The 25,169-nt window shown below is 62.1% G+C and carries 21 protein-coding genes and 3 pseudogenes; 5 read left to right on the forward strand and 19 right to left on the reverse strand.

All coding sequences use genetic code 11. The annotated features are described in order from the left end of the window. Positions 1–10 precede the first annotated feature (10 nt). Positions 11–967: a DUF2950 domain-containing protein gene (locus JN302_RS23900; RefSeq protein ID WP_202329375.1), complete on the forward strand. Its 957-nt coding sequence runs from the start codon at positions 11–13 to the stop codon at positions 965–967. A 212-nt stretch (positions 968–1,179) separates the two neighbouring features. Here JN302_RS23900 and JN302_RS23905 read toward each other — a convergent pair. Both JN302_RS23905 and JN302_RS23910 read right to left on the reverse strand, forming a co-directional pair. Continuing rightward, positions 1,180–2,195: pseudogene (locus tag JN302_RS23905) on the reverse strand (2-hydroxyacid dehydrogenase). A gap of 246 nt (positions 2,196–2,441) precedes the next feature. After that, on the reverse strand, positions 2,442–3,746 hold the full coding sequence (locus tag JN302_RS23910) for a glucoamylase family protein (RefSeq protein WP_202329376.1): 1,305 nt from the start codon (positions 3,744–3,746) through the stop codon (positions 2,442–2,444). 26 nt (positions 3,747–3,772) lie between these two features. Between JN302_RS23910 and JN302_RS23915 the strand changes: the two genes are divergently transcribed. Then, entirely contained in the window at positions 3,773–4,975 is a 1,203-nt protein-coding gene (locus JN302_RS23915) for an IS256 family transposase (RefSeq protein ID WP_202310163.1), read from the forward strand. 147 nt (positions 4,976–5,122) lie between these two features. On the opposite strand, the gene JN302_RS23920 is transcribed toward JN302_RS23915, so the two are convergent. The 9 genes from JN302_RS23920 to JN302_RS23960 all read right to left on the reverse strand — a co-directional run bounded on the left by JN302_RS23920 (position 5,123) and on the right by JN302_RS23960 (position 15,854). After that, positions 5,123–6,214 carry an efflux RND transporter periplasmic adaptor subunit gene (locus JN302_RS23920; protein ID WP_342215859.1) on the reverse strand — a complete coding sequence of 364 codons (1,092 nt, stop codon included), beginning with the start codon at positions 6,212–6,214 and terminating at the stop codon, positions 5,123–5,125. Between the two features lie 129 nt (positions 6,215–6,343). After that, complete coding sequence (locus tag JN302_RS23925) at positions 6,344–8,707, reverse strand: ABC transporter permease (RefSeq protein WP_202329378.1); 2,364 nt, start codon at positions 8,705–8,707, stop codon at positions 6,344–6,346. Between the two features lie 4 nt (positions 8,708–8,711). After that, the gene (locus tag JN302_RS23930) at positions 8,712–9,419 is read right to left on the reverse strand and encodes an ABC transporter ATP-binding protein (RefSeq protein WP_202329379.1); all 708 of its coding nucleotides are present in this window, start codon (positions 9,417–9,419) and stop codon (positions 8,712–8,714) included. Between the two features lie 5 nt (positions 9,420–9,424). Next, on the reverse strand, positions 9,425–10,090 hold the full coding sequence (locus tag JN302_RS23935; protein ID WP_202329380.1) for a methyltransferase family protein: 666 nt from the start codon (positions 10,088–10,090) through the stop codon (positions 9,425–9,427). Continuing rightward, complete coding sequence (locus JN302_RS23940; RefSeq protein WP_202329381.1) at positions 10,087–10,323, reverse strand: DUF2933 domain-containing protein; 237 nt, start codon at positions 10,321–10,323, stop codon at positions 10,087–10,089. The genes JN302_RS23935 and JN302_RS23940 overlap by 4 nt, the downstream gene beginning before the upstream one ends. A gap of 174 nt (positions 10,324–10,497) precedes the next feature. Then, the gene (locus JN302_RS23945; RefSeq protein ID WP_202329382.1) at positions 10,498–10,953 is read right to left on the reverse strand and encodes a DUF1622 domain-containing protein; all 456 of its coding nucleotides are present in this window, start codon (positions 10,951–10,953) and stop codon (positions 10,498–10,500) included. Positions 10,954–10,972: 19 nt separating this feature from the next. Further along, positions 10,973–11,350, reverse strand: a complete 378-nt coding sequence (locus tag JN302_RS23950; RefSeq protein WP_202329383.1) for a cupredoxin domain-containing protein — start codon at positions 11,348–11,350, stop codon at positions 10,973–10,975. Next, on the reverse strand, positions 11,347–13,821 hold the full coding sequence (locus JN302_RS23955; RefSeq protein WP_202329384.1) for a heavy metal translocating P-type ATPase: 2,475 nt from the start codon (positions 13,819–13,821) through the stop codon (positions 11,347–11,349). The genes JN302_RS23950 and JN302_RS23955 overlap by 4 nt, the downstream gene beginning before the upstream one ends. 836 nt (positions 13,822–14,657) lie before the next feature. Then, positions 14,658–15,854 (reverse strand): ABC1 kinase family protein, encoded by a 1,197-nt coding sequence (locus JN302_RS23960; protein ID WP_244845858.1) that lies wholly within the window; start codon positions 15,852–15,854, stop codon positions 14,658–14,660. Positions 15,855–15,936: 82 nt separating this feature from the next. On the opposite strand from JN302_RS23960, the gene JN302_RS23965 reads away from it, so the two are divergent. Continuing rightward, a complete protein-coding gene (locus tag JN302_RS23965) occupies positions 15,937–17,151 on the forward strand; it encodes an ISAzo13 family transposase (RefSeq protein WP_202329386.1) in 1,215 nt (404 codons plus the stop codon). Positions 17,152–17,168: 17 nt separating this feature from the next. On the opposite strand, the pseudogene JN302_RS23970 reads toward JN302_RS23965, so the two are convergent. Together JN302_RS23970 and JN302_RS23975 are read right to left on the reverse strand one after the other, a co-directional pair. Then, positions 17,169–17,534, reverse strand: a pseudogene (locus JN302_RS23970) (AarF/UbiB family protein); the annotation flags it as partial. 315 nt (positions 17,535–17,849) lie between these two features. Next, positions 17,850–18,449 carry a hypothetical protein gene (locus JN302_RS23975; protein WP_202329387.1) on the reverse strand — a complete coding sequence of 200 codons (600 nt, stop codon included), beginning with the start codon at positions 18,447–18,449 and terminating at the stop codon, positions 17,850–17,852. A gap of 555 nt (positions 18,450–19,004) precedes the next feature. Between JN302_RS23975 and JN302_RS23980 the strand changes: the two genes are divergently transcribed. Both JN302_RS23980 and JN302_RS23985 read left to right on the forward strand, forming a co-directional pair. Continuing rightward, a complete protein-coding gene (locus tag JN302_RS23980) occupies positions 19,005–19,451 on the forward strand; it encodes an EF-hand domain-containing protein (RefSeq protein ID WP_202329388.1) in 447 nt (148 codons plus the stop codon). Between the two features lie 273 nt (positions 19,452–19,724). Further along, positions 19,725–20,060: pseudogene (locus JN302_RS23985) on the forward strand (DUF2950 family protein); the annotation flags it as partial. A 509-nt stretch (positions 20,061–20,569) separates the two neighbouring features. Here the strand turns inward: JN302_RS23985 and JN302_RS23990 are convergent. From JN302_RS23990 to JN302_RS24015, 6 genes are all read right to left on the reverse strand, one after another. Next, complete coding sequence (locus JN302_RS23990) at positions 20,570–21,025, reverse strand: type II toxin-antitoxin system RatA family toxin (RefSeq protein ID WP_202305860.1); 456 nt, start codon at positions 21,023–21,025, stop codon at positions 20,570–20,572. Positions 21,026–21,037: 12 nt separating this feature from the next. After that, entirely contained in the window at positions 21,038–22,000 is a 963-nt protein-coding gene (lipA, locus tag JN302_RS23995) for a lipoyl synthase (RefSeq protein WP_202305861.1), read from the reverse strand. Position 22,001: 1 nt separating this feature from the next. Next, complete coding sequence (locus JN302_RS24000; protein WP_202305862.1) at positions 22,002–22,292, reverse strand: GlsB/YeaQ/YmgE family stress response membrane protein; 291 nt, start codon at positions 22,290–22,292, stop codon at positions 22,002–22,004. 77 nt (positions 22,293–22,369) lie between these two features. Then, a complete protein-coding gene (gene lpdA, locus JN302_RS24005) occupies positions 22,370–23,815 on the reverse strand; it encodes a dihydrolipoyl dehydrogenase (RefSeq protein WP_202329389.1) in 1,446 nt (481 codons plus the stop codon). 18 nt (positions 23,816–23,833) lie between these two features. Then, a complete protein-coding gene (locus tag JN302_RS24010; RefSeq protein WP_446720674.1) occupies positions 23,834–24,412 on the reverse strand; it encodes an N-acetyltransferase family protein in 579 nt (192 codons plus the stop codon). A 2-nt stretch (positions 24,413–24,414) separates the two neighbouring features. Next, positions 24,415–25,053: an SGNH/GDSL hydrolase family protein gene (locus JN302_RS24015; protein WP_202329391.1), complete on the reverse strand. Its 639-nt coding sequence runs from the start codon at positions 25,051–25,053 to the stop codon at positions 24,415–24,417. Positions 25,054–25,169: the final 116 nt, after the last annotated feature.

Consider the following 25,169-nt stretch of genomic DNA (forward strand, 5'->3'; position numbering starts at 1 on the left):
GCAGGAGGACATGACCATGAACGCCACCCGCATGTTGCTTCGCTCGCTGACGGCCACCGCCCTCGTTTCCTTGCCGTTGGCGTTCGGCTCCGTCGTGTCCTTCGCGCAGCAGGACGACGGCATATCGTCATTCGCCGCGGCTATGGAGCCGCCGCTTTTCGACACGCCGTCGGCCGCGATCGAAGCCTTCAAGGCATCGCTCGCGGTCGACGATTTCGACGGGCTTGCAAAACTGCTCGGCCTCGACGCGGCCAAACTGAAGGCGGAGGAAAGCACGAAGGAGACCTTCGAACAGATCCGGCAGGGCGCGGCCAGGCAGGTGGTTGTCCAGGATCTGGGCGACCGCCAGTTGCTCCAGATCGGCGACAGGCTCTGGCCGCTGCCCTTTCCGATCGTGAAGGACGACGACGGCAAATGGTATTTCGATACCTATGCGGGGCTGGAGGAGATCATCAACAGACGCGTCGGCGAGAACGAGCTGGAAGCGATTTCGACGCTGCGCGCCCTTGTCGAGGCGCAGGAGGAATATTCCGCCGACGACCACGACGGCGACAGCGTGCTCGAATACGCCCAGAAGCTGATCAGCAGCGAGGGCGCCACCGACGGGCTTTACTGGCCGCCCGACCAGGGCGACGGCGAAAGCCTGATCGGCGAGTTCGCCGACCAGGCGGCATTGGGTAAGGCCAGGCAAGGCGAAGGCTATTTCGGCTATCGCTTCCGCGTTCTGACCGGCCAGGGCGACAATGTCGCCGGGGGGCGTTACGACTACGTCATCAACGGCAACATGATCGCTGGGTTCGGGCTGGTGGCCTGGCCGGTGAAGTACGGCGAAACGGGCGTCCACACTTTCGTCGTCAACCGGAACGGCGTCGTCTACGAGGCCGATCTTGGCGAGGAGACCGAAACCATCGCGACAGGGATCAAGCGGTTCAACCCCGACCAGAACTGGGACGTCGTCGCGGATTGACCAGTCGCGACTCGACGGTCACGCATTAGATTGTGGCGCCGGACATGTCGCAAGAAACATTTCGACCTGTCCGGGCGGCACGGCGCTTCGGTCAACCTTTCTCTGGGTCCAAGGTCGATCGTCTCCTTCCCTGCTTGAGGGCGTAGCGTTGGGTTCCCACGGAACAACGCCAAGGGAGATCAGACCGAGAATACGAGACAGATAGACGAATATCAGCCTTTCGCTACCTTTCCGGCCATCCTCTCGACGGAAACCTCGTGGTTCGCACAGCCGCAATCGGCGAATGCGCTGATATTCGCGATGGTGGTCTCCGCGATGTTGGTACCCTTGTGAAGAAAGCCTGATGGCCCGTGACAAGGACGTTGGGAAAGGTGAGTAGGCGCGCGAAAACGTCATCCGGGATGAAACGGTCGGAAAGGTTCTCGAAGAACAGGTCGCCTTCCTCCTCGTAGACGTCCAGCCCGAGGCTGCCGATGATCCCCTCCTTCAGTCCCTTGATCACGGCGCGGGTGTCCACCACGGCGCCGCGGCTGGTATTGATCAGCATCACGCCGCGTTTCAGTTGCGGCAGCGTATCGCTCCTGATCATGTGATGGGTTTCCGGCGTGAGAGGGCAATGCAGACTGAGGATGTCGGATCGCGCGAAGATTTCCGCACGCGAAATATACTCCGCACCCAGCGTCTCGCAGGCTGGATTAGGCATGAGGTCGTTTGCAAGCAGCCTGCAGCCGAATCCTGCCATGATCCCCGCGAATGCTTCGCCGATCTTGCCGGTTCCAACAATGCCGACTGTCTTGCCGTGAATGTCGAATCCCAGCAGCCCCTCCAGGGCGAAATTCCCCTCGCGAACCCGGTTGTAGGCACGGTGGGTTTTGCGGTTCAGGGCAAGGATCAACGCCGTCGTGTGCTCGGCAACGGCGCAAGGTGAATAGGCTGGAACGCGTGCCACCCTGATGCCCAGACGGCGGGCTGCTTCGAGATCGACATTGTTGAAGCCAGCGCTGCGCAACGCCACGAGTCTGATACCGAGATCTGCGAGGGCCTGAAGGACCGGATTGCCGAGATCATCGTTGACGAAGGCGCAGATCGCTTCGGCGCCCTTTGCCAAGGCAGCGCTATTGGAGGAAAGCCGGACTTCAAGAAACTGCAGGTCGTGTCCAACGCTGTTGTTCGCCGCTTCGAGGAATTCGCGATCGTAGGATTTGGTGCTGAACACTGCAACTTTCATAACGGTGGCCTCTGAAAGTTTTCCTTGGCGAACAGACCGGCATTTGTGTTGGCCGAGCCGCTATCGAAGAACGCTCGCCGCGTCGGGGCCCCCTGGCGATCGTTTCCTGTCGCCTTTCAGACTGCATGGCCGGCAACACCCGTTGAACCCGACCTGTAGGCACCACTGACACTTCCTGCAGTACCGCAGAGTTCCTTTCTTGGAACCTATAGAGGCCTTAGCAACAACCGCTCGGCAAGATCGACGTCACTTGAGCCAGCCGCCAGTGAACCCGGCACGACGCAATCCGGCAACAACATAGGGGCACTCGCGCATCAACCGCCACAGAACACCGGTCCGATGGTTCTCGATCATCAGTACGATAGGACCCTGATTGAGTCCGAAGTGCCAGGGCGACACCCACCAGCCATAGGGGTTTCCCGGCTCGCCCGGGTGCGTCGGATTGAAGGCTGCCTTGAAGCCGTATTTGTTGAACATTGTCAATTTGGCCTGATGGACGCAAAAGTCGATCGCCTCCAAGACGATTTCAGGGGCGAACGGCAGGGAGGCAACAACTGCCCACGGCGCAAGCGTGCCGTCGTCTGGCCCATAAGGGACGCCTCGTGCGGCATAGTCGTAAAACTCCCGCTGGATGCCGTTGAGCTTAAGAGTGCCAGGGCCGGGCCCCTCGCTCGCCGTTATGCCCCAGCAACATTCGCGGTAACCCTTGAACTTGCGTGGGTTTTCGATCGCGTAACATCGCTGGACATAAGTTGCGCGGCGGCTGTTCTCGAAATAGTCGATGCCCTTCTCGCGCATGAAAGCGTCCCGGATCCCGCGGAAGTCGATCCAGACATGGGACAACTGGTGAGTGAACAGCGGGCCGGCATAGAGGTACTCATAGCCGTAACAGTTCTCCCAGCGATAGGTCGACGTCCAGGCAGCATAACTGCTTTCCGGGAGCGGGTGGGTGGGCGAGCCAAGGCCCAGGATGTAGAGCATCAGAGCTTCGTCGTAGCCCTCCCAACGATACTTGAGAAAACCACTCTCGGGTGTCCAGCCATGCGTCACCGTTGATCCCTGGTTCTGCGCCCACTGCCAGTCGGCCCGGCGATAGAGACCGTCGGCAAGCGCGTGGATTTCCTGTTCGGCGTCGACTTCGGCACCGAAATAGGCCGCCGCCGCCAAAGCGCCCGCTAACAGAAAGGCGCTATCGATCGTCGACAGTTCGCATTGCCAGGCGCGCCGACCGGTCTGCATATCGAGGAAGTGATAGTAGAAGCCATGGTACCCGGTGGCGTCGGGTTCCGGTCCCTGGGCGCTGGTCGAGAAGAAGCGCAGCGTGGTAAGGATCCTTGCAACGGCGTCGGGTCGCGTCATCAATCCGCGTTCGACAGCGACGGGATAGCAGGCAAGAGCGAGGCCCGTCGCGGCGATGCTGGCCGGCCAACCCGCGGCGGTCTTGTCAAGTATAAGGCCGTTGGCCGGGTTCACCTCGTTGAGGAAATAGTCGAAGGTCTCGCGCTGCAGCAGTCTAAGCGGGAGTGTCGAAAATTTTGTGCGTGAGGCCATGATGATGGAAAGGAGAGAATCATCACATGGCTATCGAGAAAGAACTGCTGGATCAGCTGCTTGCCGGTCGTGATCCGAGGGATTTGTTTGCCAAGGACGGTCTGCTCGACGACCTGAAGAAGGCGCTTTCGGAGCGCATTCTGAACGCCGAGCTCGACGAGCACCTGGCGGACGAAGGTGCCGACGGCAACGCCAATCGCCGCAACGGGCATTCGAAGAAGACGGTGCTGACGGGGACGTCACAGATGACGCTGGCGATCCCGCGCGACCGGGCCGGCACCTTTGATCCGAAGCTGGTCGCCAAGTACCAGCGGCGGTTTCCCGACTTCGACGACAAGATCATCTCGATGTATGCGCGCGGCATGACGGTGCGCGAGATCCGCGGCCATCTGGAGGAGCTCTACGGCATCGAGGTCTCGCCGGACCTGATCTCGGCGGTCACCGACGCGGTGCTGGAGGAGGTCGCCGAATGGCAGAACCGGCCGCTGGACGCGGTCTATCCCGTCGTCTTCTTCGATGCCATTCGGGTCAAGATCCGCGACGAGGGCTTCGTGCGCAACAAGGCGGTCTACATCGCGCTCGGCATCCTGCCCGACGGCACCAAGGAGGTCATGGGCATCTGGATCGAACAGACCGAGGGCGCCAAGTTCTGGCTGCGCGTCATGAACGAGTTGAAGAACCGCGGCGTCGGCGACGTCCTGATCGCCGTCGTCGACGGGCTGAAGGGCTTTCCCGAGGCGATCAACGCCGTCTTTCCCCAGACCGTGGTGCAGACCTGCATTGTGCACCTGATCCGCCATTCCCTGGAGTTCGTGTCGTGGAAGGACCGCAAGGCGGTCGTGCCGGCGCTCAGGGCGATCTACCGGGCCATGGACGCCGAGGCCGGCCTGCAGGCCCTGGAGGCGTTCGAGGCCGGTCACTGGGGCCAGCGCTACCCGGCGATCGCCCAGAGCTGGCGGCGCAATTGGCAACAGGTCATTCCGTTCTTTGCTTTCCCTGAGGGCGTGCGCCGCATCATCTACACCACAAACGCCATCGAGGCGCTCAACTCCAAGCTGCGGCGCGCCGTCCGAACCCGGGGCCATTTCCCCAATGACGACGCCGCCATGAAGCTGCTATATCTGGTTCTGAACCACGCGGCCGAGGAATGGAAACGACCGCCGCGCGAGTGGTTCGAGGCCAAGACCCAATTCGCCATTGTCTTCGGCGAACGGTTCGTCGGTCGGTGACGAAAACGGGCCTCGCGCACAGAATTCCTGACAGTCCCGTCTAAGCTCTTCCTCAGCCGAGTTTCGCTTCATTGTCATGGCCCACGTCCCATAGCTTGCGCCGACTCCCCTCCGGCGCGAAAGTCACTCGCCGCCACGGCAGGGGTCCTACCGCACCTGCCGCTCGGCCACGGCAACCCCGTCCTTGACCCGGTCGCTCGCATGCAGCACGACGCGATCTCCGGCGCCAAGACCGGCCAGCACCACTGCTGTCCGGTCGTTCCGCCGGCCGATCTTGACCGCTATTGTGCGTGCACGCCCATCCTTGACCACAAAGACGGCCCAGTCCTCTCCCTGCCGAAACAGGGCCGCCACCGGCACGGTCAGAACATCCTCAGCCCTCCAAGTGGTGATGTGCACGATCACTCGAAAATCGTGCCCGAGCGACGACCACGCTTCGGGTGGGTCGACAAAGTCGATGGTCGTTTGAACCCTTTGTTCCTCGATACCGAGGGCGGAGACCTTGAGAAAGCCCGCCGGGTCGACGCGGGTCACCCGGCCCTTGATGGGTGGGCCACCCCAGCCATCGATCCGGACGGGTGCACCGGGCTTGATCCGGACGGCGTCGGTCGAGAGCAGGTCTGCCACGATTTCGAGATCAAGCGGATCGCCGATCGCTATCAGAGGATCACCTGCCTGCACGACCGTTTCGCTCTCCTGAACGATCCTCAGAATGCGTCCCGTAACGGGAGAGCGCAGCTGGATGCAGCAGCTGGGATTCTCTCGCGAAGCTGCTTTTGACGGTTCGCCGAGGCGCGCGGCGACGCTGGCTCGCTCGTTTCGCCGGACTTCGAACTGCGCCTTGGCGCTGGCCAATACAGCCTCATTGGTTTCGACGTCCAGCTTCGCCTTGTCCAGGAATTGGAGCGAGATAGCCTCGGTGCGCATGAGCGCTTCTGCTCGCTTCAACTCCGAGCGCGAAAATCCGAGTGCAGCCTCGATCCGGCGGACTTCGGCTTGCGCAAGCGTCACCGCCGCGTCGGCCGCTGCCAATGCCGCCTGCAGTTCTTCATGGGTTCGGGCATCATGAAAGCTCGGCACGGTCGGTTGCATCACCGCCACGACGGTTTCATCATCGATGACCTGGTCCCCCACATGGCGCGGCGGTGAGATCCTAAGCACCTTTCCAGTGATCGGTGCCGACACCGTGTAGACGTGCCGCACTTGCGTCTTGCCCTCATCGTCGATGGTGACCTCCATAGGACCTTTCGTGATTGTCGCGAGGTCGACTGGAAGCGGTCGTGGCCATGCGAACCAGACGGCGCCGGTGACCAAGACACCCAGAGCCGCAACCCAGGCAGGTCGCTTCATCCATTTCGTGTGCATGGCTCAGTCTCGCGTTTTCAGGATCTCCACAATGTCCAATCGGTTTACGCGCTCACGAACGACGAGCGCGGAGAACAATGCCGCGGCAGCCACCATTGCGCTGGCAACGACATAGGTGGACGGCTCAACGACCAACGGAGCCCGCATCAACTCGCCGGCCATGTTTTCCTCCAGCGTCCAGGCGAGGCCGTAGCCGATGGCCCAGCCCATGGGCTGCGCGAGCAGCGTGAGTAGAGCAAGCTCAAGCAGAAGGATGCGCAGCACGCCGCCTTTCGTGAAGCCGAGTACGCGCAAAGTGGCCAGTTCGCGCGCCCGCTCCGACAGCGAAATCCTCGCGGTATTATAGACCACCCCGAAGGCGATCACAGCCGCGAGCCCGGTGTAGATGTTTGCCATCGTGGTCACCAGCACGGCCAGCGCTTCACGGAAGTTCGCAAGCGATACCCGCTGCAGAGCTATGCCGCTGACCGCCGGCAGCCGCCTGACGGCATCGTAAAATTGGTCACGTGCGTTCGGATCGAGGCTTACGCTCACGGTGTTGACTGCCGGCGCCTCCCGCATCAAGCGAGCCAGCGCATCGGCCTCCATTATTCCCTGGATGCCGAAATAGTCCTCGATCAACGCGGTCACCGGCAGCGAAACGGTCCGGCGTTGCCCTTCCAGCAGATCGACTTCGACGAAGTCGCCGACGCCTGTCCCGAGAACCTGCGCAAGCCAGCTCGAGATTGCCAGCCCGGTCCCGGGAAGGACCACGGGATTGAGGTGCGTGTCGATGATCCGGCTAAGGTCGGAATCGTTCGGCCTGCCGCTGATCGTTGCTCGGCGCTCGATGTTTCCTTTCCGTATCCGGGCGGGAACTTCCCGATAGGGCTCAGCCGCGAGGACGCCGGGCAGCCGCGCAATTTGATTGACGACGTTCCGCGGGCGTCGCTCCACGAAGCTCACGACGGCATCCTGGCGGTCCGACATGAAATAGGTCACGTCGATCAACGCCTCCATCGAGCCGTTAAGGAAAAGAGAGGCGATCAGGATTCCTGTCGATAGCGAGATCCCGGCCATCGTGAACATCGTCCGGATCGGGTGGCTGGCAATATCGCGCGCCATCATCACGGCCGACTGTGACAGAACCTTGTGGACAGCAAAGGTCGGCGGCAGGAGACGACGGAAGCGCGGCGGCGCCGGTGGCTGCATCGCGATGGCTGGCGGCAATGTGACGACATCGCGCACGGCGCGCGCCGCGCCGACGATCGCGGCTCCGAGGCTCAGCGCCGCAGCCGCGACGTAGACATCCGGGCTTTGGGCGAAGACAAGGAATGGGAACCGATAAAACTCGCCATAGAGCCTCGTTACATAGGTGCCCAGCCAAGCTCCAGCCATGCCGCCGACAACGATGCCGATTGCGACAAGGGCGATGACGAATTTGACGTAGTGCCAGGCAACGGTAGCGTCCCGATAACCAAGGGCCTTCAGCAGACCGATCTGCTCGCGTTCGAGCGAGACGATACGGCTGAGCGTCATGTTGATCAGGAATGCGGCCACCAGAAGAAAGATCGGCGGCAGCGTCCGGCTCATGTTCCTCAGCATATCGAGCCCATGATCGAGGTAGGCGTGCGAGGTCTGGTCTCTGCGCCCGTAGGCGGCCTGGCCGCCGTAGCGGTCGAGCAGCGCATCGAGGCGCTTGATGACGTCGCGCTCGGAAGCTTCGCGCAGCAGCTTGAGACTGACGGAGGAGAATGCGCCATCGAGGTCGTAGGCCGTCGCAAGCGCTTTCTCGGGCATCCAGACGATGGCGAAACGCCGCTCGTCCGGCATGCGGTCGCCTGGCCCTACCGCGTAGACGTATTCCGGCGAGAGCGCGATCCCAACGATGATGAGCTCTCGCTTGCGGCCATTGAGAATGGCAGTGAAGTGCGACCCTGGCGGGAATGCGTGCGCCTTGGCGAAACCCTCAGTGACGACAACCTCATCGACGCTCCCGGGATCGGGCATCCGGCCCATGCGCAAGTGGAGCCGATTAAGGATGGGCCGACCCGACTCGGGAAGCGATACGAATTGGCCTGTGACGGGTTCGCGAAGCTGAGGAATATCGAGCAGGGCGAGCTTCGTGATGCGGCCCTCCACGGCGGCGACGCCGGGAATCTCTGCAATCTGGTCGAGCAGCGTCTTCGGCGCACGCCTTGCCAAGGCAAAGACATCCGCAAACGCGTATCGTTCGTAGTAGGCAATTCGCGTCTCCTCCAGGGAGCGCAGGGAGCCGACGGCAAGCACGACCGTGGAGACCCCTCCCGCGACCACAAGCGCGATGGCAAGCGATTGGGCCCAGAGCCGGCGCAAGTCACGCAACAACTTGGTGTCCAGGACGGCCATCGGGTCACCAGACGAGTTCGGCGGCTGTTCGGCGTGCCTCGTTCTTGCGGATTCTGGAGATTTGACCGTCCGCGAAAAACAGTACGCGGTCGGCAACGGCCTGAATGCTGGCGTTATGCGTGATGACGAGGGTCGTGGTGCCGAACTGCGCGTTGACGCCCAGCAACGCTTCGATCACTCGAATTCCGGTCTTGGAATCCAGCGCTCCGGTCGGCTCGTCGCAGAGCAGCACGTCCGGCCGCTTCGCAACGGCGCGGGCGATCGCGACACGCTGCTGTTCGCCGCCGGAGAGCTGAGCCGAGAAGTGGTTCATCCGCGCATCGAGCCCCACCAGTGCCAAGGCCTCGTCCGGACGCATCGGATCGTCGGCGATCTCCGTGACCAGCGCGACGTTCTCGTAGGCCGTCAAACTCGGCATGAGGTTGTAGAACTGAAACACGAAACCGACATGCTGGCGGCGATAGGCAGTCAGCCCTCGATCGTCGAGGCTGGTCAACTCCTGGCCACGAAAGAACAGTTGGCCGCTCGTGGCATGATCGAGCCCTCCCATGATGTTGAGCAGGGTCGACTTCCCGCTACCGGAGGGCCCAAGCAGCACGACGACCTCTCCTGCCGGAATCTCGAGGTCGACTCCGCGCAGAGCGCACACCTCGGCCTCACCAGTGACATAGGTCTTGGTCAGGGACTCTGCGCTGAAGACGACGGCGGGCATTGCCGTTACCGTTGACCGTGACGCGGCTCGGTGCTGAGCCTGCGCCATCGCGGGAGGAACGCCGGCACCTCCGCCATATACGATCGATAGGTGTCGCCGAACTCAGCGAGCGCTTCGCGCTCTTCCGTGCGCGCAAGCCTCACATACATGACGATCAGCAACGGAAACATCACAAGCGTCAGCAGCGTCGGCCACTGCACGAAGAAGCCCAGCAGAACCAGAATGAACCCGACATATTGCGGATGACGGATGTGGCTGTATGGGCCGGTTGTCGCCAATGCCCGCCGCTGCCGGGCGTCGTAGAGAATGCGCCAGGCTGACGCGATCAGCCAGAACCCGCCGCCGATGAGGACGAAACTCAGGAGATGGAACGGCCCGAAGTGCGGATTCGCCTTCCAACCGAATGTCATCTCCAGGAGATGGCCCGCATCATGGGAGAACCAATCGACTCCCGGATAGCGGGACTGAAGCCAGCCAGATAGGAAGTATATGGTCAACGGGAAGCCGTACATCTCCGTGAACAGCGCGACGAGGAAGGCGCTGAACGCGCCGAACGACCGCCAATCGCGAGTGGTCTGCGGTTTGAAGAAGCTGTAGGCAAACAGGATGAAGATAATCGAATTGACGATTACCAGGCTCCAAAGGCCATAGGCTGATGTCTCGGCGCTCAAAACGGCCTCCTCTCGTTACGGTGGTTGCCATGGCCACCGCGTCCTCCATGCAGGAACAGGTGCATGAGCAGGCAGCCGAAAGGCAGCAGCCACACCAATACTCCGAGGACATGGGCGCGGTGCTCGGTCAGCAGCAGAGCGCCGGCGATGACAAGGAAGCCGAGCAGGACCAGGCCCGTTCGCGAAGTCAGAAGCCTCTTCTCGGGCAGGTCGTGATCACGCAGCATATGCATGGCCTCCGCTTGATGGTCTTTGCTGAGCAATTGAGCGCAAATGATCCTTGACCTCCGGCGGTTGCATGAGGTCACGACCGCAACTCATGCAGAACGGCTTTGGCGTCTCCGTTCCGCATTTGGGAGCGACTGGCTCCAGCTTGCCACTTGCGCCATTGTGTCGGTCGTGATTGGTCATTTGTAATCGCGTGGTAGGGGTGGCGGCCGTGACGGCGCGACAGTTGCTTGGCTCCTGAATTTGTCCTCGTCACGCAGAAACGGCAGGTTCTGCACTTCAGGGGTAGTGCAAGGACGCAGCCTCGCCCGTTCCCAAGGCCAACAGCCGTCGAGTTCGACGTCGATAGAAAAGCTCAAGAACGTCCGAATCCCGATCAGCGCGGCGAGGACCGCAAGGCTCATCAGTGACTGTTCGAGCACCAGTGATCGCAGGATGTCGGCAGCAATGAGCAGTTCGAGGGCAATAAGGATTGTGCGGGCAACATTGCGCCGGAGGTCAACGTATCGGTCGGACTTCACGCCTCTCGTGGCGGCAAGTATCGACGTCGTCGCACTTGCACCGAAGCCCAGAACGATCGTGGCGAGTGCCGCCATCTCCAACCCGTGCACCGTCCATTTGACCATGATTTCCATCGCCGTTTCCCAGTCGCGGTCACTCGACGATAAGCCTCCCACGGAACATGCCCATCGGGCATCCAAATCCGAACTCGCCTGGTTCCTTCGGCATCAGTTCGATCGGTACCGTCTCGCCCGTCGGCAGGTGGGCGCTCTTTTGGAAGTCGGCAAAGATGACCTTGTCCGAGCAGGACGCCGTCTCTTCCCTGCGAAAGTTCAGCCGAACCGGGCGTCCGCTGCGCACGATGATTGTATCCGGCGTGTATCCGCCCTTCACCAGGATCATTGCCTCCTGGTAGCCGCCGCTCGTCTCCGCAGCGCGCACGCCTGTCGAACGCTTGAGCCAGAAGAACCAGACGATGAAAGCGATGAGCGCGAGTCCGGCAATGGTGACAATCATACGGTCCGGGGTCATGGGTTCGACCTCCTCGGCTGGAAGAAGCGCAGGCGGTTGGCGTTGGTGACGACGGTCACGGAGCTGAATGCCATGGCCGCAGCGGCAATAAGCGGCGAAAGCAGAAGCCCGATGAAGGGATAAAGCACCCCCATTGCGACGGGGATACCGAGCGTGTTGTAACCAAAGGCGCCGACCAGGTTCTGCCGCACGTTGCGCATCGTCGCCCTGCTGATCTCGATCGCAGTCACGACACCCGTCAGGCTCCCTTTGATCAGCGTCACGTCGCTCGCCTCGATGGCTACATCCGTCCCCGTCCCGATGGCGAACCCGACATCGGCCTGGGCGAGTGCCGGCGCGTCGTTGACCCCGTCGCCGACCATGCCGACCGATTTGCCTTCGAGCTGCAGCTTCTGCACCTCGTGCGCCTTCTCGTCGGGCAGCACCTCGGCCAGAACGCGATCGATGCCGACCTCACGCGCGATGGCGCGGCCGGTGCGCTCGTTGTCGCCGGTTAGCATCACGACCTCGATGCCAAGGCCTTTCAGCACAGCAATTGCTGCCTTGGAATCAGGCTTCACTGTATCGGCGACGGCCATGAGCGCCACTGCCTTCCCGTCAAGCGCCACATACATCGGTGTCTTGCCCTCGGCGGCAAGACGCTCCCATTGCGCCTCAAGCATCTCGGCCGGGATGCCGCGATCGCGCATCAGTTTGGCATTCCCGAACAGCACGTCGCGGCCGTCGATCCGACCGCTCACGCCTTGACCGGGGATGGCCGCGAAACCTTCGGCGTCGAAGAGCGGAATTTGCCGCGCTTCAGCGCCTTTGACGATCGCGGAAGCCAGCGGGTGCTCCGAGCCGCGTTCGAGTGAGGCCACGAGGCGCAGGACCTCGGCCTCGTCCTGGCCGGGCGCAAGGACGATATCTGTAAGTGCCGGCTCACCCTTCGTGATAGTGCCCGTCTTGTCGAGAATGATGGCGTCAAGTTTCTCGGCGGCCTGCAGGGCATCGCCGGAGCGGATCAGAATGCCGTTCTCCGCGCCCTTGCCGACGCCTACCGTCAGCGAGGTCGGCGTGGCCAGGCCAAGAGCACATGGGCAGGCAATTATGAGGGTAGTGACGAAGACGACCGTGGCATAGATCAGCCGCGGTTCGGGCCCGACGTCGTACCAGACGATGGCTGCCAGAACGGCGAGGATCATGACTGCGGGCACAAAATAGCCCGAGACGGTATCGACGACGCGCTGGATGGGCGCCTTCGAGCCTTGCGCATCTTTCACCATCCTTATGATATTGGCGAGAGCGGTATCCTTGCCGACCTTGGTTGCCTTGAACCTGAAGCTGCCGGTCTTGTTGAGGGTTCCCCCGATCACCTCGTCGCTGATCTGCTTCTCGACCGGCATTGACTCGCCGGTGATCATCGATTCATCCACCGCGCTGGACCCGGCGGTCACCTGTCCGTCGACAGGAACCTTTTCGCCCGGCCGAACCACAACGGTATCGTCGACCAGCACTTCCTCAACCGGTAGATCGACCTCCCTGCCGTCGCGGACCACGCGAGCGGTTTTTGCCTGTAGCCCGATCAGTTTCTTGATTGCCTGCGACGTCCGGCCTTTGGCCTTGATCTCCAGGGCAAGACCGAGAACGACGAGAGCGACGACAACGTCAGTCACGTCCCAAAAAACCTCGGCGAGCGCCATATCGGGAAAGACGCCAGGCCACGCGACTGCGACGACTGAATAGAGAAACGCCGCCGAGATACCGATTGCGATTAGGGTGTGCATGTTGGCGGCGCGATGCTTGAGCGCATCCCACATCCCGAGAAAGAACTGCGACCCGGACCACAACAGCACCGGCAGGCTCAGCACGCCGAGCAACGTCCAGATGATCCGTCGTGTTTGGCTGCCCATCGGCATCCAGTCACGCAAGCCGGGGATCAGATCGGGGTAGCTAAGGGCCATTACCGGAAGTGAGACGAGCGCGGCGAACCAGAACTTCCGCATCAAGGCGCGGTATTCCTGCACATTCGCTGCCTCTGCCGGATCGAGCACCTCGGTTGTGGGTTCGATCTTCGGTTCGGCAACCCGGTAGCCTGCGGATTCGATTGCCTTCCGAATCTCGTGGAAATCCGTCCGCTCGGGCTGGTATTCGATATCGACCGCATTTGGCCCGACACTGGCGCGCGCCGCCACAACGCCCGGTGTCGTCTGCAACGCCAGTTCGACGCGAATGGCGCAGGAACTGCAATGCATATTGTGTATCGGAACACGCATGGTGGCAGTCCCGGCCGTGTAACCGCTCGAGCGGATGCTCCGCAGAATGTCTGTGACCCTTGCGCGCGCCGGATCGTAGGCCACACTCACCGACCCGGTCGCAATGTTCACGGATGCCGCCGTTACCCCGGGCAACGCGCGAAGGGCCTTCTCAATTGTTGCCGGACAATGCGGGCAGGTCATTCCACCGATGCGCAGATCGAGGGAGTTCCGCATTTGGGCGAATTCTTGAGACGCGCTGTCCCGAGCCGGACGCGGACGTGGGTTTGCTGACGTCTGCATGTTCATAGGAATTTCTCCTCGGAAGGTGCCGTTTCTCGCCGAGGTCAGTCTGTCCTCAGTGAGCGCTTGGCTTGACCCGGCGAGAAAGATATCGCTCGCCGAGCCGGCCTCAGAGAAGCGGCCGAGGGGGGCGGAAAACAGCGTTTGGCTTGCTCAGTGCCAAGCCCAACTGCTCTGCAAAGGTGCGGATGCAGGCTCCTTCGTTATGGCATTGACTGAAGGTGGTGAACGGAACAGCAAGCGAATACCCGGAGCAGCTTCCGCCCACGCAGGTACCGCAGTGCCCGTGGATTACCTCTTCGGGGCACCCGGGATCGTCCGAAACCGAGGCATTGGCAAAGATTGCCTCCGTTGAGGCCGCGGTCGCCTGCAATGTTGCCCTTGCGTCCGCCTGCCCGCGCGATCCCTTCGGCTGAGCGCTCTGTTGCCTCGTGATGGTCGTCAAGTCGACGTTAAGACTTCCGGCGACGGCGCGCGTCTGACCAAGCATCGGAGTCATCAGGAGCGCAAGCGTCAGCATGAAAACGGCTGTGCCGATGCACCCTGCAATCCGGCATCCTTGCGGCCAAACTGTCCATGATCTGACGGACATGGTGCGAAACTCCTCACATGCCACAATCTGACAAACCGGGGGACAACACATTGACGCAAATCAATCGCAGCTGCGAAATCGCCTTTTCGGAGTTGCGCGGCGCGGATCAGCCCGTTCGTCTCTGAAATACGGGTGGCACAGTGGCTAAAGGCGCGCTTGGCCATCTTGCCTCGACGTATCAAAGCTTGCCTGACTGCGCTATTGCCCGCACGAGCCGGATAGTGAACCAGAGCGCGATGAGGTACGCGAACGCCGCCAGCAGCGGGAAGTCGCCGAAGATGCGCGGCCCTATGCTGTGCTGCATCAGCAGCGACCCGGCGACATAGAGCCCCAGCGTGACAAGGCCGAGTGCCAGCCGATTGCTGCTTCGGTCTATATGCTCATTGAGATCCTTGAGCTCGCGGACGTGCAAACTCAGACTCAGACCGCCACCCTCTTCCATCAGTTGCCGAACCCAACTCCTGAGCATGGGCGGCAGGTCTTGCGTCGCGGTGAGCATGTCGAGCTTCAGGCGGTCGAATGTGCCCATCCAGTTCGCCTGCTCCATCGCGGCGTTGAGCACCTCCGGACCCTTGGCCTGCAGGGTTTCAAGCAGCTGGAATTCCGGGTCGAGAATGCGCACTGCATGTTCGGCAAGAAACAAGGTTCGCATCAGGATGAGGAGATCGAGAGGGACGAGGACATTTTGCGCCCGCCCGAGCCTTGTGATGCGCAGGAAGGCCTCGGCAAGTGACCAGTCCTTGAGCGGCAGGCCGGCGTAGTCGGCAAGGATTTCTGCCAGCCCCCGCCGAAACACGCCGCGATCCATTTCGCCGCCCAGCACACCCAGATCAATCGAGGCGTCGAGAAGCCAATCGGCGTCCTGGTGGATGAAGGCACTGGTGAAGGCGGCAAGCTTGCGGCGCGTGGCCCGGTCGAGAAAGCCGATCAGTCCGAAATCGTGAAAACAGATGCGCCGATCTTTGGTGATGAAGAGATTACCGGGATGCGGATCGCCGTGGAACACACCCAAAACGAAGATCTGATGCAGATATGCCTCGACGAAATTCCGAGCAAGGCGAGGTCCGTCCGGTCTGGCTGCAGGGTCCTCGATCCGCAATCCGCCGCTCCGCTCCTGGACAATCACCGTCTCGCAGAAGAGATCTTCGACGACATCTGGAATTTTGAGCGTAGGCCACTCGGCGAAAGCCGCGACAAAGCGTTTGACGTTTTGCGCTTCACGGCGGAAGTCGATTTCCCTGGCGAGGTTGCCCCGGATTTCACTGATGATTCGTAGGGGCTGATAGTGCCTCAGCCGCGGGATAGCCATGATTGCGAGGCGCGCGAACCACTGAAGGGCGCGCATATCAAGATCAATCTGGGTCTTAGGCGTCATTCGTTGATTGATGAATCGATTGTGATGACGGGCGGTTGGTTGTGGGATTCCGTTTGTGGGGAGCGGGTTGTAGCGTCTCGGTGTGATCGACGAATCAGCCATTCGCCAACGGTTTGAGACGCTTCGTCCAGTGCTCGACGAGCGGTCTCGGCGGCGCTTTGCGGCGGCAGAGGCGCTGGCGGCGGGGCGCGGAGGGATCGCGGCGGTGGCGCGCGCCACCGGCATCGCCCCCAGCACCATTGGCCGGGCGCTGCGCGAGGTGCGCAACGGCGAGGTGATCGATCCTGGGCGGGTGCGCCGGCCCGGGGCTGGCGGCAAATTGAAGAGCGCAACGGATCCGAGCCTGATTGACGATCTGCGGGCGCTGGTCGAGCCCGACACGCGGGGCGATCCCCAGTCACCTCTGCTTTGGACCTGCAAGAGCCTGAGCAAGCTCGCCCATGCGCTGTGCGACATGGGCCATCAGGTCGGCCGCACACTGGTGTGGGAACTCCTGCACAAGCTCGGCTATCGGCTGCAGGCCAACCGCAAGACACGCGAGGGGACAAACCATCCCGATCGCGACGCCCAGTTCCACTACATCAACGACCAGGTGAAGGCGGCGCTGGCCGCCGGCGAACCGGCGATCTCGGTGGACACCAAGAAGAAGGAACTGGTCGGCGACTTCAAGAACGCCGGGCGCGAATGGCATCCCCAAGGCTCGCCGCCGCAGGTGCGGGTACACGACTTCGTCATCCCGGAGCTCGGGCGCGCCGTCCCCTACGGCGTCTACGATATTGCCGACAACACCGGCTGGGTCAGCGTCGGCATCGATCACGACACGGCGGCCTTCGCGATCAACGCCATTCGCAGTTGGTGGGTGCAAATGGGCCGCGAGCGCTACCCCGACGCTACGCGCCTGACGATCACCGCCGACGGGGGCGGCAGCAATGGCTCACGGGTGCGGTTGTGGAAACTGCAACTGCAGGAACTCGCCGACGAACTGCACATGCCGATCACCGTGTGTCACCTGCCGCCGGGCACCAGCAAGTGGAACAAGATCGAACACCGCCTGTTCTCGTTCATCACCGCCAACTGGCGCGGCAAGCCTCTGGTCAGTCACAAGGTCATCGTCGAGCTGATCGCCGCGACCACCACCGAGGCGGGCTTGACCGTACGCTGCCAACTCGATCCCAACACCTATCCGGCCGGCGTCAAAGTCTCGGATGCCAAGCTCCAGGCAATCAAGCTCAAACGCCATGACTTTCACGGCGACTGGAACTACACCATCGAACCAAATCCCGATCCTACGACGTAGTTATCCGCGGATGACGCCTTAAGGCCAGCACGGCGAACCTTGACGATGACTTCCCGTCCATCATGGAGACGTGCTGTATGGACTTGCGCAACGGAGGCGGCCGCCAGCGGATTCTCGTCGAATTCCGCAAAAACTTGAGCGATAGGACGCCCGAGGCCGGTTTCGATCTCCTGAATTGCATCTCGCGTGGGGAATGGGGAGACGCGATCCTGCAGCGACTGCAGGGCCAGGATGTACTTGTCGGGCAATAGGTCTCGGCGCAGGCTCAGTGCCTGGCCGAACTTGATGAAGGTGGTGCCCAGCCGTTCGAGAGCGTGCCGCAACCGCTCGGGTGGCCCTGGCTTCGCGGGAAGCAAACGAAGCCGGCGCAAGGCATCCCCCATCACGAATCTCAGGACCTCGAAGGCGATGCGAAAGAGCCGAAATATTGGCATCGAAGCCATCAACCGCGGTGTTGTCTCCGGCGCGTTACTGCAGGTGCCGATGGGCGAGGGTGATCCGCGCTGGAGAGTTTCGACCGGGAACCGTGATGTCGAGCGTTACGTCGTAGCGGTCATTGCTCGCAAACATGACGATCAGCCTGACCGGCGAAAAAGCGCTGGCTGCGCTAAGGGGGGCACCCTTTCCCACAAAGGATCCTTTCTGACACGAAGGCCAGCTGCGCAACCCAATGCCCAGCGGCGGAAGTCTGCCACACCTCAATGGACAGTTTGTCCGACCGGTATGTTGAACATTTCAGCGTCGTCACTTTCAGGAAACTTCACATACAGTTCAATCTTGTACGGCCCCTTGATATCGTGTTCGCCGCTTGCTTGAAGAACGGTGCCTTCAGCTATTGGTGAAAGAAAGCGAACGACCTCCTTGTCCCATTCTCTGTCGTCTTCGGGGATGATCCTGTAAGACGCTTGAAAACGCCCCACACTGATCGGCTCGGTGAAGGCGTTGTATATAAAGAGCAGCATACCGCAATCCTCCGAATACTTAGCCTCCAAATGATTGATTTTGTTCGGGGCCATGAAGAACACACCTCCGTGCTGGCCTATGTGGACTTCGTGCGCGCCAGCCATTCCAGGCATCGCAGCCTTAGGTTCCGGTACAACATCAGCGCTTTCGAGCGGTCCTTCGTACGACGCTCCACCCAGGCGTTTCTCGGCTTCCTCCGTGACATGAATCGTTACGTCACAGGAGCCGTACGCGTCCGGCGGGGATGCATCCGCCCGCGCATGAGACAATGGCGCGGCAGCAAAAACCGAGAGCTGGGCCAAAATGATCACGGCACTGGCTTTCATATCGCTCATCTTGCGTCCTCCGATACCTTCGGACCAGTTTGCGAAGGACCATTTAACCCGAACGGGAACGGAAACACTTTGAGAGAGATCAAATCCACGGTGCGAACTGCCCTCATTCGCCAGATCCCAAGACAAGTTCACCGGCGGTTTCGGGTGGCGGCTCGGCGCTCGGCCATGCCAGAAGCGTATGGGAGAATGTCGGCAGCTGACTGACATGCTTGTTTCCCTTTGCCAGACACGCCGCCTGGGAGCGGCGGCCAGACGACAGTGTCGCTTTGGACCGCGTCGGTCCATCGGACCAGATTGTGCTGACAACGTTGCGCGGCTCTCCGCGCGCAACGGCTTTCGGCGGCAAGACGCTGGCTCACGCGTTGCAGGCGAAGGTCGTCATCATTTGCCAGGCGGAGCAATTGATCTAACGCAACTTCGCCCTATCGCCTTTCGCCTATGCTGGAGCTTGTCAGTGGAATGTATCGCCAGACTGCTAGCTGGCGAAGAACCACGAACCAATCAGGCCGCGAGCCGCTGCCAATGACCTGGTGGCTCTAGAATAGGGAGAATCCAATGACGTCGATCTCACTGATGCGCGTGGCCGCACTTGCCACTGCTATCTCTGCCGGGATGTCGATTGCGGCGGTCGCGCAAACGACCGCGACCGATCCCCACCACCCCGATGCGGCGCTCGCACAGGCGGCGCCACCGGCTACGGCCGAACAGAGTGCGCAGCCCGGCCAAGGCGGCATGATGCCTCCCGGGATGATGGCCCAGGGCATGATGGGCCAAAGTATGATGGGTGGCATGATGCAGCCCGGCATGATGGGGGGCATGCCGATGATGCCCATGCGCGGGCAGATGATGAAGATCGGGTTCGCCATCGCCGACACGAATGGAGACGGTGGGATTTCCTTCGATGAATTGACGACCATCCACAAGCGGATATTCGACAAAGTGGACGTCGACAAAGACGGCAGGGTGACGCCCGAGGAAGTTCAGACATTCATGCGGGAGTAGCTGCACGGCCCGCCGTCAGTTCACCCCAGGGCCCATCCCCCGCTCTACCGACGTCGCGCCGGGAGAAGCTTGGCACGGCTCGATCGGGCACCAAACGGTGGAGAGGCGCGAACTGAGCATCCGGAGATCCCGGCACCTTGAAATCGGAAATGCTGGTCAGCGGCAGAACTGCACGCGGAAACGTAGGTCTCCCATGGGCCGACGGTCATCGCTCCCGGGGAACGATGTGCGCCGTCGCGATTGAACTACATGATAGGGGGCGCCGCCGTGTAGGGCGATGGCGAAGGCCTGATCGGCGAGTTCGCCGATCAGGCGGCATTGGGTAAGGCGAGGCAGGGCGAAGGCTATTTCGGCTATCGCTTCCGCGTTCTGACCCGCCAGGGCGACAATCGCCGAGGGCGTTACGACTACGTCATCAACGGCAACATGATCGCCGGGTTCGGGCTGGTGGCCTGGCCGGTGAAGTATGGCGAAACGGGTGTCCACACTTTCGTCGTCAACTGGAACGGCGTCGTCTACGAGGCCGATCTTGGCGAGGAGACCGAAACCATCGCGACAGGGATCAAGCGGTTCAACCCCGGCCAGAACTGGGACGTCGTCGCGGATTGACCGGGCCCGCCGTCAAGCATGGCCGATTGTGGCGCCGGACAGGCCGCAAAAGCGGCGACCTTTCCGGGCGGGGCGGCGTCTTGATCGACCGTCTTTGGGTCCAGGGTCGCTTTTGCTTCCCTCCCTCGGAGAAGAATGGCGCCGTGTTTCGGCGGGACGTCCCTGACGCCGTCTGCGGCTATCGGCCGATTTTCACATTTTGATGACCCACCGGTTTGCCGCGTCGGTTTGCCGTTGACATTCTCCTCCGGCCGGCGGAATTTCCGACGCTCAGTTTCACTTTGAGAGAATTGCGCCTGTCCGGCAGAATTTGTGTCGGCACCGTTGGCTTTGTGCTTTGCTTTGCACTCGTGCCGGAACGGCCAACATGGCAGTTGTCCTGCAAAAATCCAGTTCTTTACAGGACGCGGGCTTTGCGGAGGATGCTACTGGCAGGTTCCGGGCGTCGGACGCTTGGTGGTGGAATTGGTGCCGGCCATGGGCTCGCGCGAAGCGAAGGCCCGATCGGATCAGGCCGGCGCGCCGTAGATCGCGTTGGCACGTTTCTCGAAGGCGTCGGTGAACATGCGGAAGGCACGGTCGAACATGGCGCCCATCAGCGCGCCGAGCACCCGGCTCTTGAACTCGTATTCGATGTAGAAATGCACGTCGCAGCCCGACGGCGTCGCCGGGGTGAAGGCCCATGTGTTGGTGAGGTATTTGAAAGGACCCTCGAGATATTTCACCTCGATCGACTTCTCGTCCGGCTTCAGCAGCACCTGCGTCGAGAAGGTCTCGCGGATCGCCTTGTAGCCGACCGTCATGTCGGCCACGAGCATGACCCGGCCGTCGCGCTCGCGCCGGGACCGCACCGTCAGCGCTTCGCAGAGCGGCAGGAATTCGGGGTAGCTTTCGATGTCCGCGACCAGCGCGAACATCTCATCCACAGTGTGTCGGGTGTTCCTGACGGTTTCGAATTGCGGCATGAAAAGAAGGCTTTACATGCTTTTCTTCAGCTGCGCTTCACGCGCCGCCCTAAGCTTGGCGAAATCGTCTCCGGCATGGTGCGAGGAGCGAGTCAACGGGCTTGAAGCGACGACGAGGAAACCCTTGGTATAGGCGATCGTCTCATAGGACTTGAACTCGTCGGGCGTGACGAACTTCTTCACCGGGTGGTGCTTCTTGCTCGGCTGCAGGTACTGGCCGATGGTCATGAAGTCGACACCGGCCGTGCGCAGGTCGTCCATGAGCTGCAGCACCTCGTTGCGCTCCTCGCCGAGCCCCACCATGATGCCCGATTTGGTGAAGATCGACGGGTCGATCTCCTTCACGCGCTGGAGCAGCCGGATCGAATGGAAGTAGCGCGCGCCGGGGCGCACCGTCAGATAGTTCGACGGCACGGTCTCCAGATTGTGGTTGAAGACGTCGGGCTTGGCCGCCACGACCACTTCCAGCGCGCCGTCCTTGCGCAGAAAGTCGGGCGTCAGGATCTCGATCGTGGTGCCGGGTGCGGCCGCACGGATGGCGTGGATGACGTCGGCGAAGTGCTGAGCGCCGCCGTCGGCCAGGTCGTCGCGGTCCACCGAGGTGATGACCACATGGGAAAGCCCCATCTTGGCGACCGCCTTGGCCACGCTGTCCGGCTCGTTGGGATCGAGCGGCGTCGGAATGCCGGTCGCCACGTTGCAGAAGGCGCAGGCCCGCGTGCAGATCTCGCCCATGATCATGAAGGTGGCGTGCTTCTTGTCCCAGCACTCGCCGATGTTCGGGCAGCCGGCTTCTTCGCACACGGTCACGAGGCCATGCGACTTCACGATCTCGCGGGTTTCCTGATAGCCGCGCGACACCGGCGCCCTGACGCGAATCCAGTCGGGCTTTCGCAGCACTTCCTGGTCGGGCCGGTGGGCCTTTTCCGGATGCCGCGGCCGCGGCCGGTTCAACGTATCGAGGAGCGTTACCATGTCAGTCCTGTTGGGGCCGGCTCGATTGCGAGCGCCCGAAGAGCCAGAGAATGAGGATCGCGCCGACGATCGCCACGATCAGGCTGCCGAGGAATCCGTAGAACCGGATGCCGACCAGGCCGGCAAGCGTGCCGCCGACGAAGGAGCCGGCAATGCCCACCAGAATGTTGGTCAGTACCCCGTGGTCCCGATTCATCGTCCGTTCCGCAACCCAGCCGGCCAGGAAGCCGATCACGAGCATGCCGAAGAAGCCGACACCCGGCATGGCGAGAATGCCGTAGCTTTGTTCCACGAGGTGCCTCCTTGTCCGCACTTTCCCGCATATAGTTCATAACGGCGATGCGAAACAGACCTCCAAATGCGCCCGGCCTATGCGTTGAGCACACGCCCGTAGGCGTCGAGCACACTCTCTTTCATCATTTCCGACAACGTCGGATGCGGGAAGACCGTATGCATCAACTCTTCCTCGGTCGTTTCGAGGTTCATCGCCACGACGAAACCCTGGATCAGTTCGGTGACTTCGGCGCCGATCATATGCGCGCCCAGCAACTGGCCGGTCTTCTTGTCGAAGATCGTCTTGACGAAACCCTGGTCCTCGCCGAGCGCTATCGCCTTGCCGTTGGCGCCGAACTGGAAGCGGCCGACGCGTATGTCGCGACCCTCGGCCTTCGCCTTCTGCTCGGTCAGGCCGACGGATGCGACCTGCGGGTTGCAATAGGTGCAGCCGGGGATCACCGACTTGTCGAGCGCGTGCACGCCGGGCACATTGGCGATCTTCTCGACGCAGATCACGCCTTCATGCTCCGCCTTGTGGGCGAGCAAGGGCGGGCCTGCGACGTCGCCGATCGCGTATATGCCGGGGACGCTCGTCCGGCCGTAGCCGTCGGTGACGACGGCGCCGCGGTCGGTCTTCACGCCGAGCGCCTCCAGGCCCAGATTCTCGATATTGCCCTGCACCCCCACCGCAGAGATCATCCGGTCGGCGGTGATCTTCTCGATCTTGCCGTCCTTCAGCTCGACATGGGCGGTAACCGAGTTGGCGCCCTTGTCGACCTTGGCGACCTTGGCCTCGAGCAGGATCTTCATGCCCTGCTTCTCGAACTGCTTCCTGGCGAAGGCCGAAACTTCCGCGTCCTCGACAGGCATGACGGCCGGCAGCACTTCGACGACGGTCACTTCGGCGCCCATGGTGCGATAGAAGGATGCGAACTCGATACCGATCGCGCCGGAGCCGACGACCAGCAGCGACTTCGGCATCTCCTTGGGCACCATCGCCTCGAAATAGGTCCAGATCAGCTTGCCGTCCGGTTCCAGGCCGGGCAGCACGCGCGGCCGGGCGCCGGTGGCGAGAATGATGTGCTTGGCCGTGTAGGTGCCCTCGCCCTTGGTGCTCTTGGGCGCGGCCGGCTGCGGCTCCATAGGCTTCTTCGCCGTCTTGGAGACGACGATCTCATTGGGCTTGGTGAGCTTGGCCTCGCCCCAGATCACGTCGACCTTGTTCTTCTTCATCAGGAAGGCGACACCGCCGTTGAGCCGCAGGGAGACCTTGCGCGAGCGGTCTACGACGGCGGCGACGTCGGCCGACACCGTGCCGTCGATCTTCAGGCCGTAATCCTTCGCGTGCTCGGCATAGTGCATGATCTCGGCCGAACGCAGCAGCGCCTTTGTCGGGATGCAGCCCCAGTTGAGGCAGATGCCGCCCAGATGCTCGCGCTCGACGATCGCCGTCTTGAAGCCGAGCTGGGCCGAGCGCACCGCGGTCACGTAACCGCCAGGCCCCGAACCGATGATGATCACGTCGTAGTTTTCGGCCATGATGCTTCCTGTCTCCGTCTATGCGGGGTTTCGGGTGAGCAGCACCCAGTCATGTCTTTTGTGGTCCGCGGAAAGCGGGACGGCAGCCGCGCGCGACACTTCGAGAAAACCGCTCGATCGATAGAGCGACAGGGCAGTCTCGTTGTGGTTTTCGGTGATCAGGCTGGTCGGCACCTCTCCCGACTCGCGAAGCTCCTGGGCGAGCAGGGCTCGACCGATGCCCTTGCCGCGATGCTCGCGGTAGACGCCGAGGCTGTCGACGAAACGGTTGCCGATCACCTGCCGCTGCAGCGCAAGGATGGGCTCCACGACCGGATGGGGCGCGGGCATGTCGCGCAGGCTCTCGCCGATCTGATAGGCGATCAGGGCACCCGCGAGGTCGCCCTTCCATTCGGCGACCACCGCGCCCTGCCATCCTTCCGCCGGATCGTCCCGCATCCTCATGCGGCCCTTCTCCATCGCCGTGTCGAGACTGCCGTCCAGCACCGCCCCGTACCAGAACCAGGAGGCGAAGCCGTGCGAGGCGATATCGACCAGGATCGCCAGTTCGGCCGCGTCGCGCCTTTCGGCGCGCCGCATGATGAGCTCTCCCGCCAAGATCAGAGGTCCAGCGCGCGGCGCACCAGCGGCGCCAGCGCCTTGCCGATGGCGCGCGTGTTCTCGGCGTCCAGATGCACGCCGTCGAGCGGCGTCGTCCGGGCGACAGTGCCGGCGTCGAAGAAATCGCAGCCGATTTCCCGCGCGAGCGCCGCGTACTGGGTTGCCAGATGCTGCGACGCGCCTTCGCCGCCGGCGAAGGCCTGCGCGAAATCGACGTTATCCGTACGCGACACGGCGGGCGGGGAGACGATGATCAGCTTCGGAGCGGGCGCGGCAAGCTGATAGGGGTGCGTACGAACGATCTGGGCAAGCCGGGCCATGCCGTGCCTGGAGACGAAGGCGTTGCCGTGGATCCACGGCTTCATGTCGTTGGCGCCGAGCATGATGATCACCAGGTCGAGCGGCGAATGGGTACCGAGCGCGACCGGCAAGGTACGCGCGCCGTTGCGATCCTCGCCGGCGAGATTGTCATCGAAGGCCGTCGTGCGGCCGTTGAGGCCGTCAGGGATGACGTGCGCGCTGGTGCCGAGCTCCGCCTGCAGAACGCTCGGCCAGCGATCCTGATAGGCATGCCTGGACGGGCCCTCGGCATTGTAGCCCCAGGTCAGCGAGTCCCCGTAACACAGAACCGTCTTCATCGTCCGAACTCCCCCTCGATCCGATCCTTGGGCCGCCGCGTCGGGCCGCTGCGGAAAAGACATAAGAGCCGCCGTTGCGGTCCGGCGCAAGCGGTGGACGCTGTCGGGCGTTGCCA

The sequence above is a fragment of the Mesorhizobium sp. L-8-3 genome (assembly GCF_016756615.1).
GTDB lineage: Bacteria > Pseudomonadota > Alphaproteobacteria > Rhizobiales > Rhizobiaceae.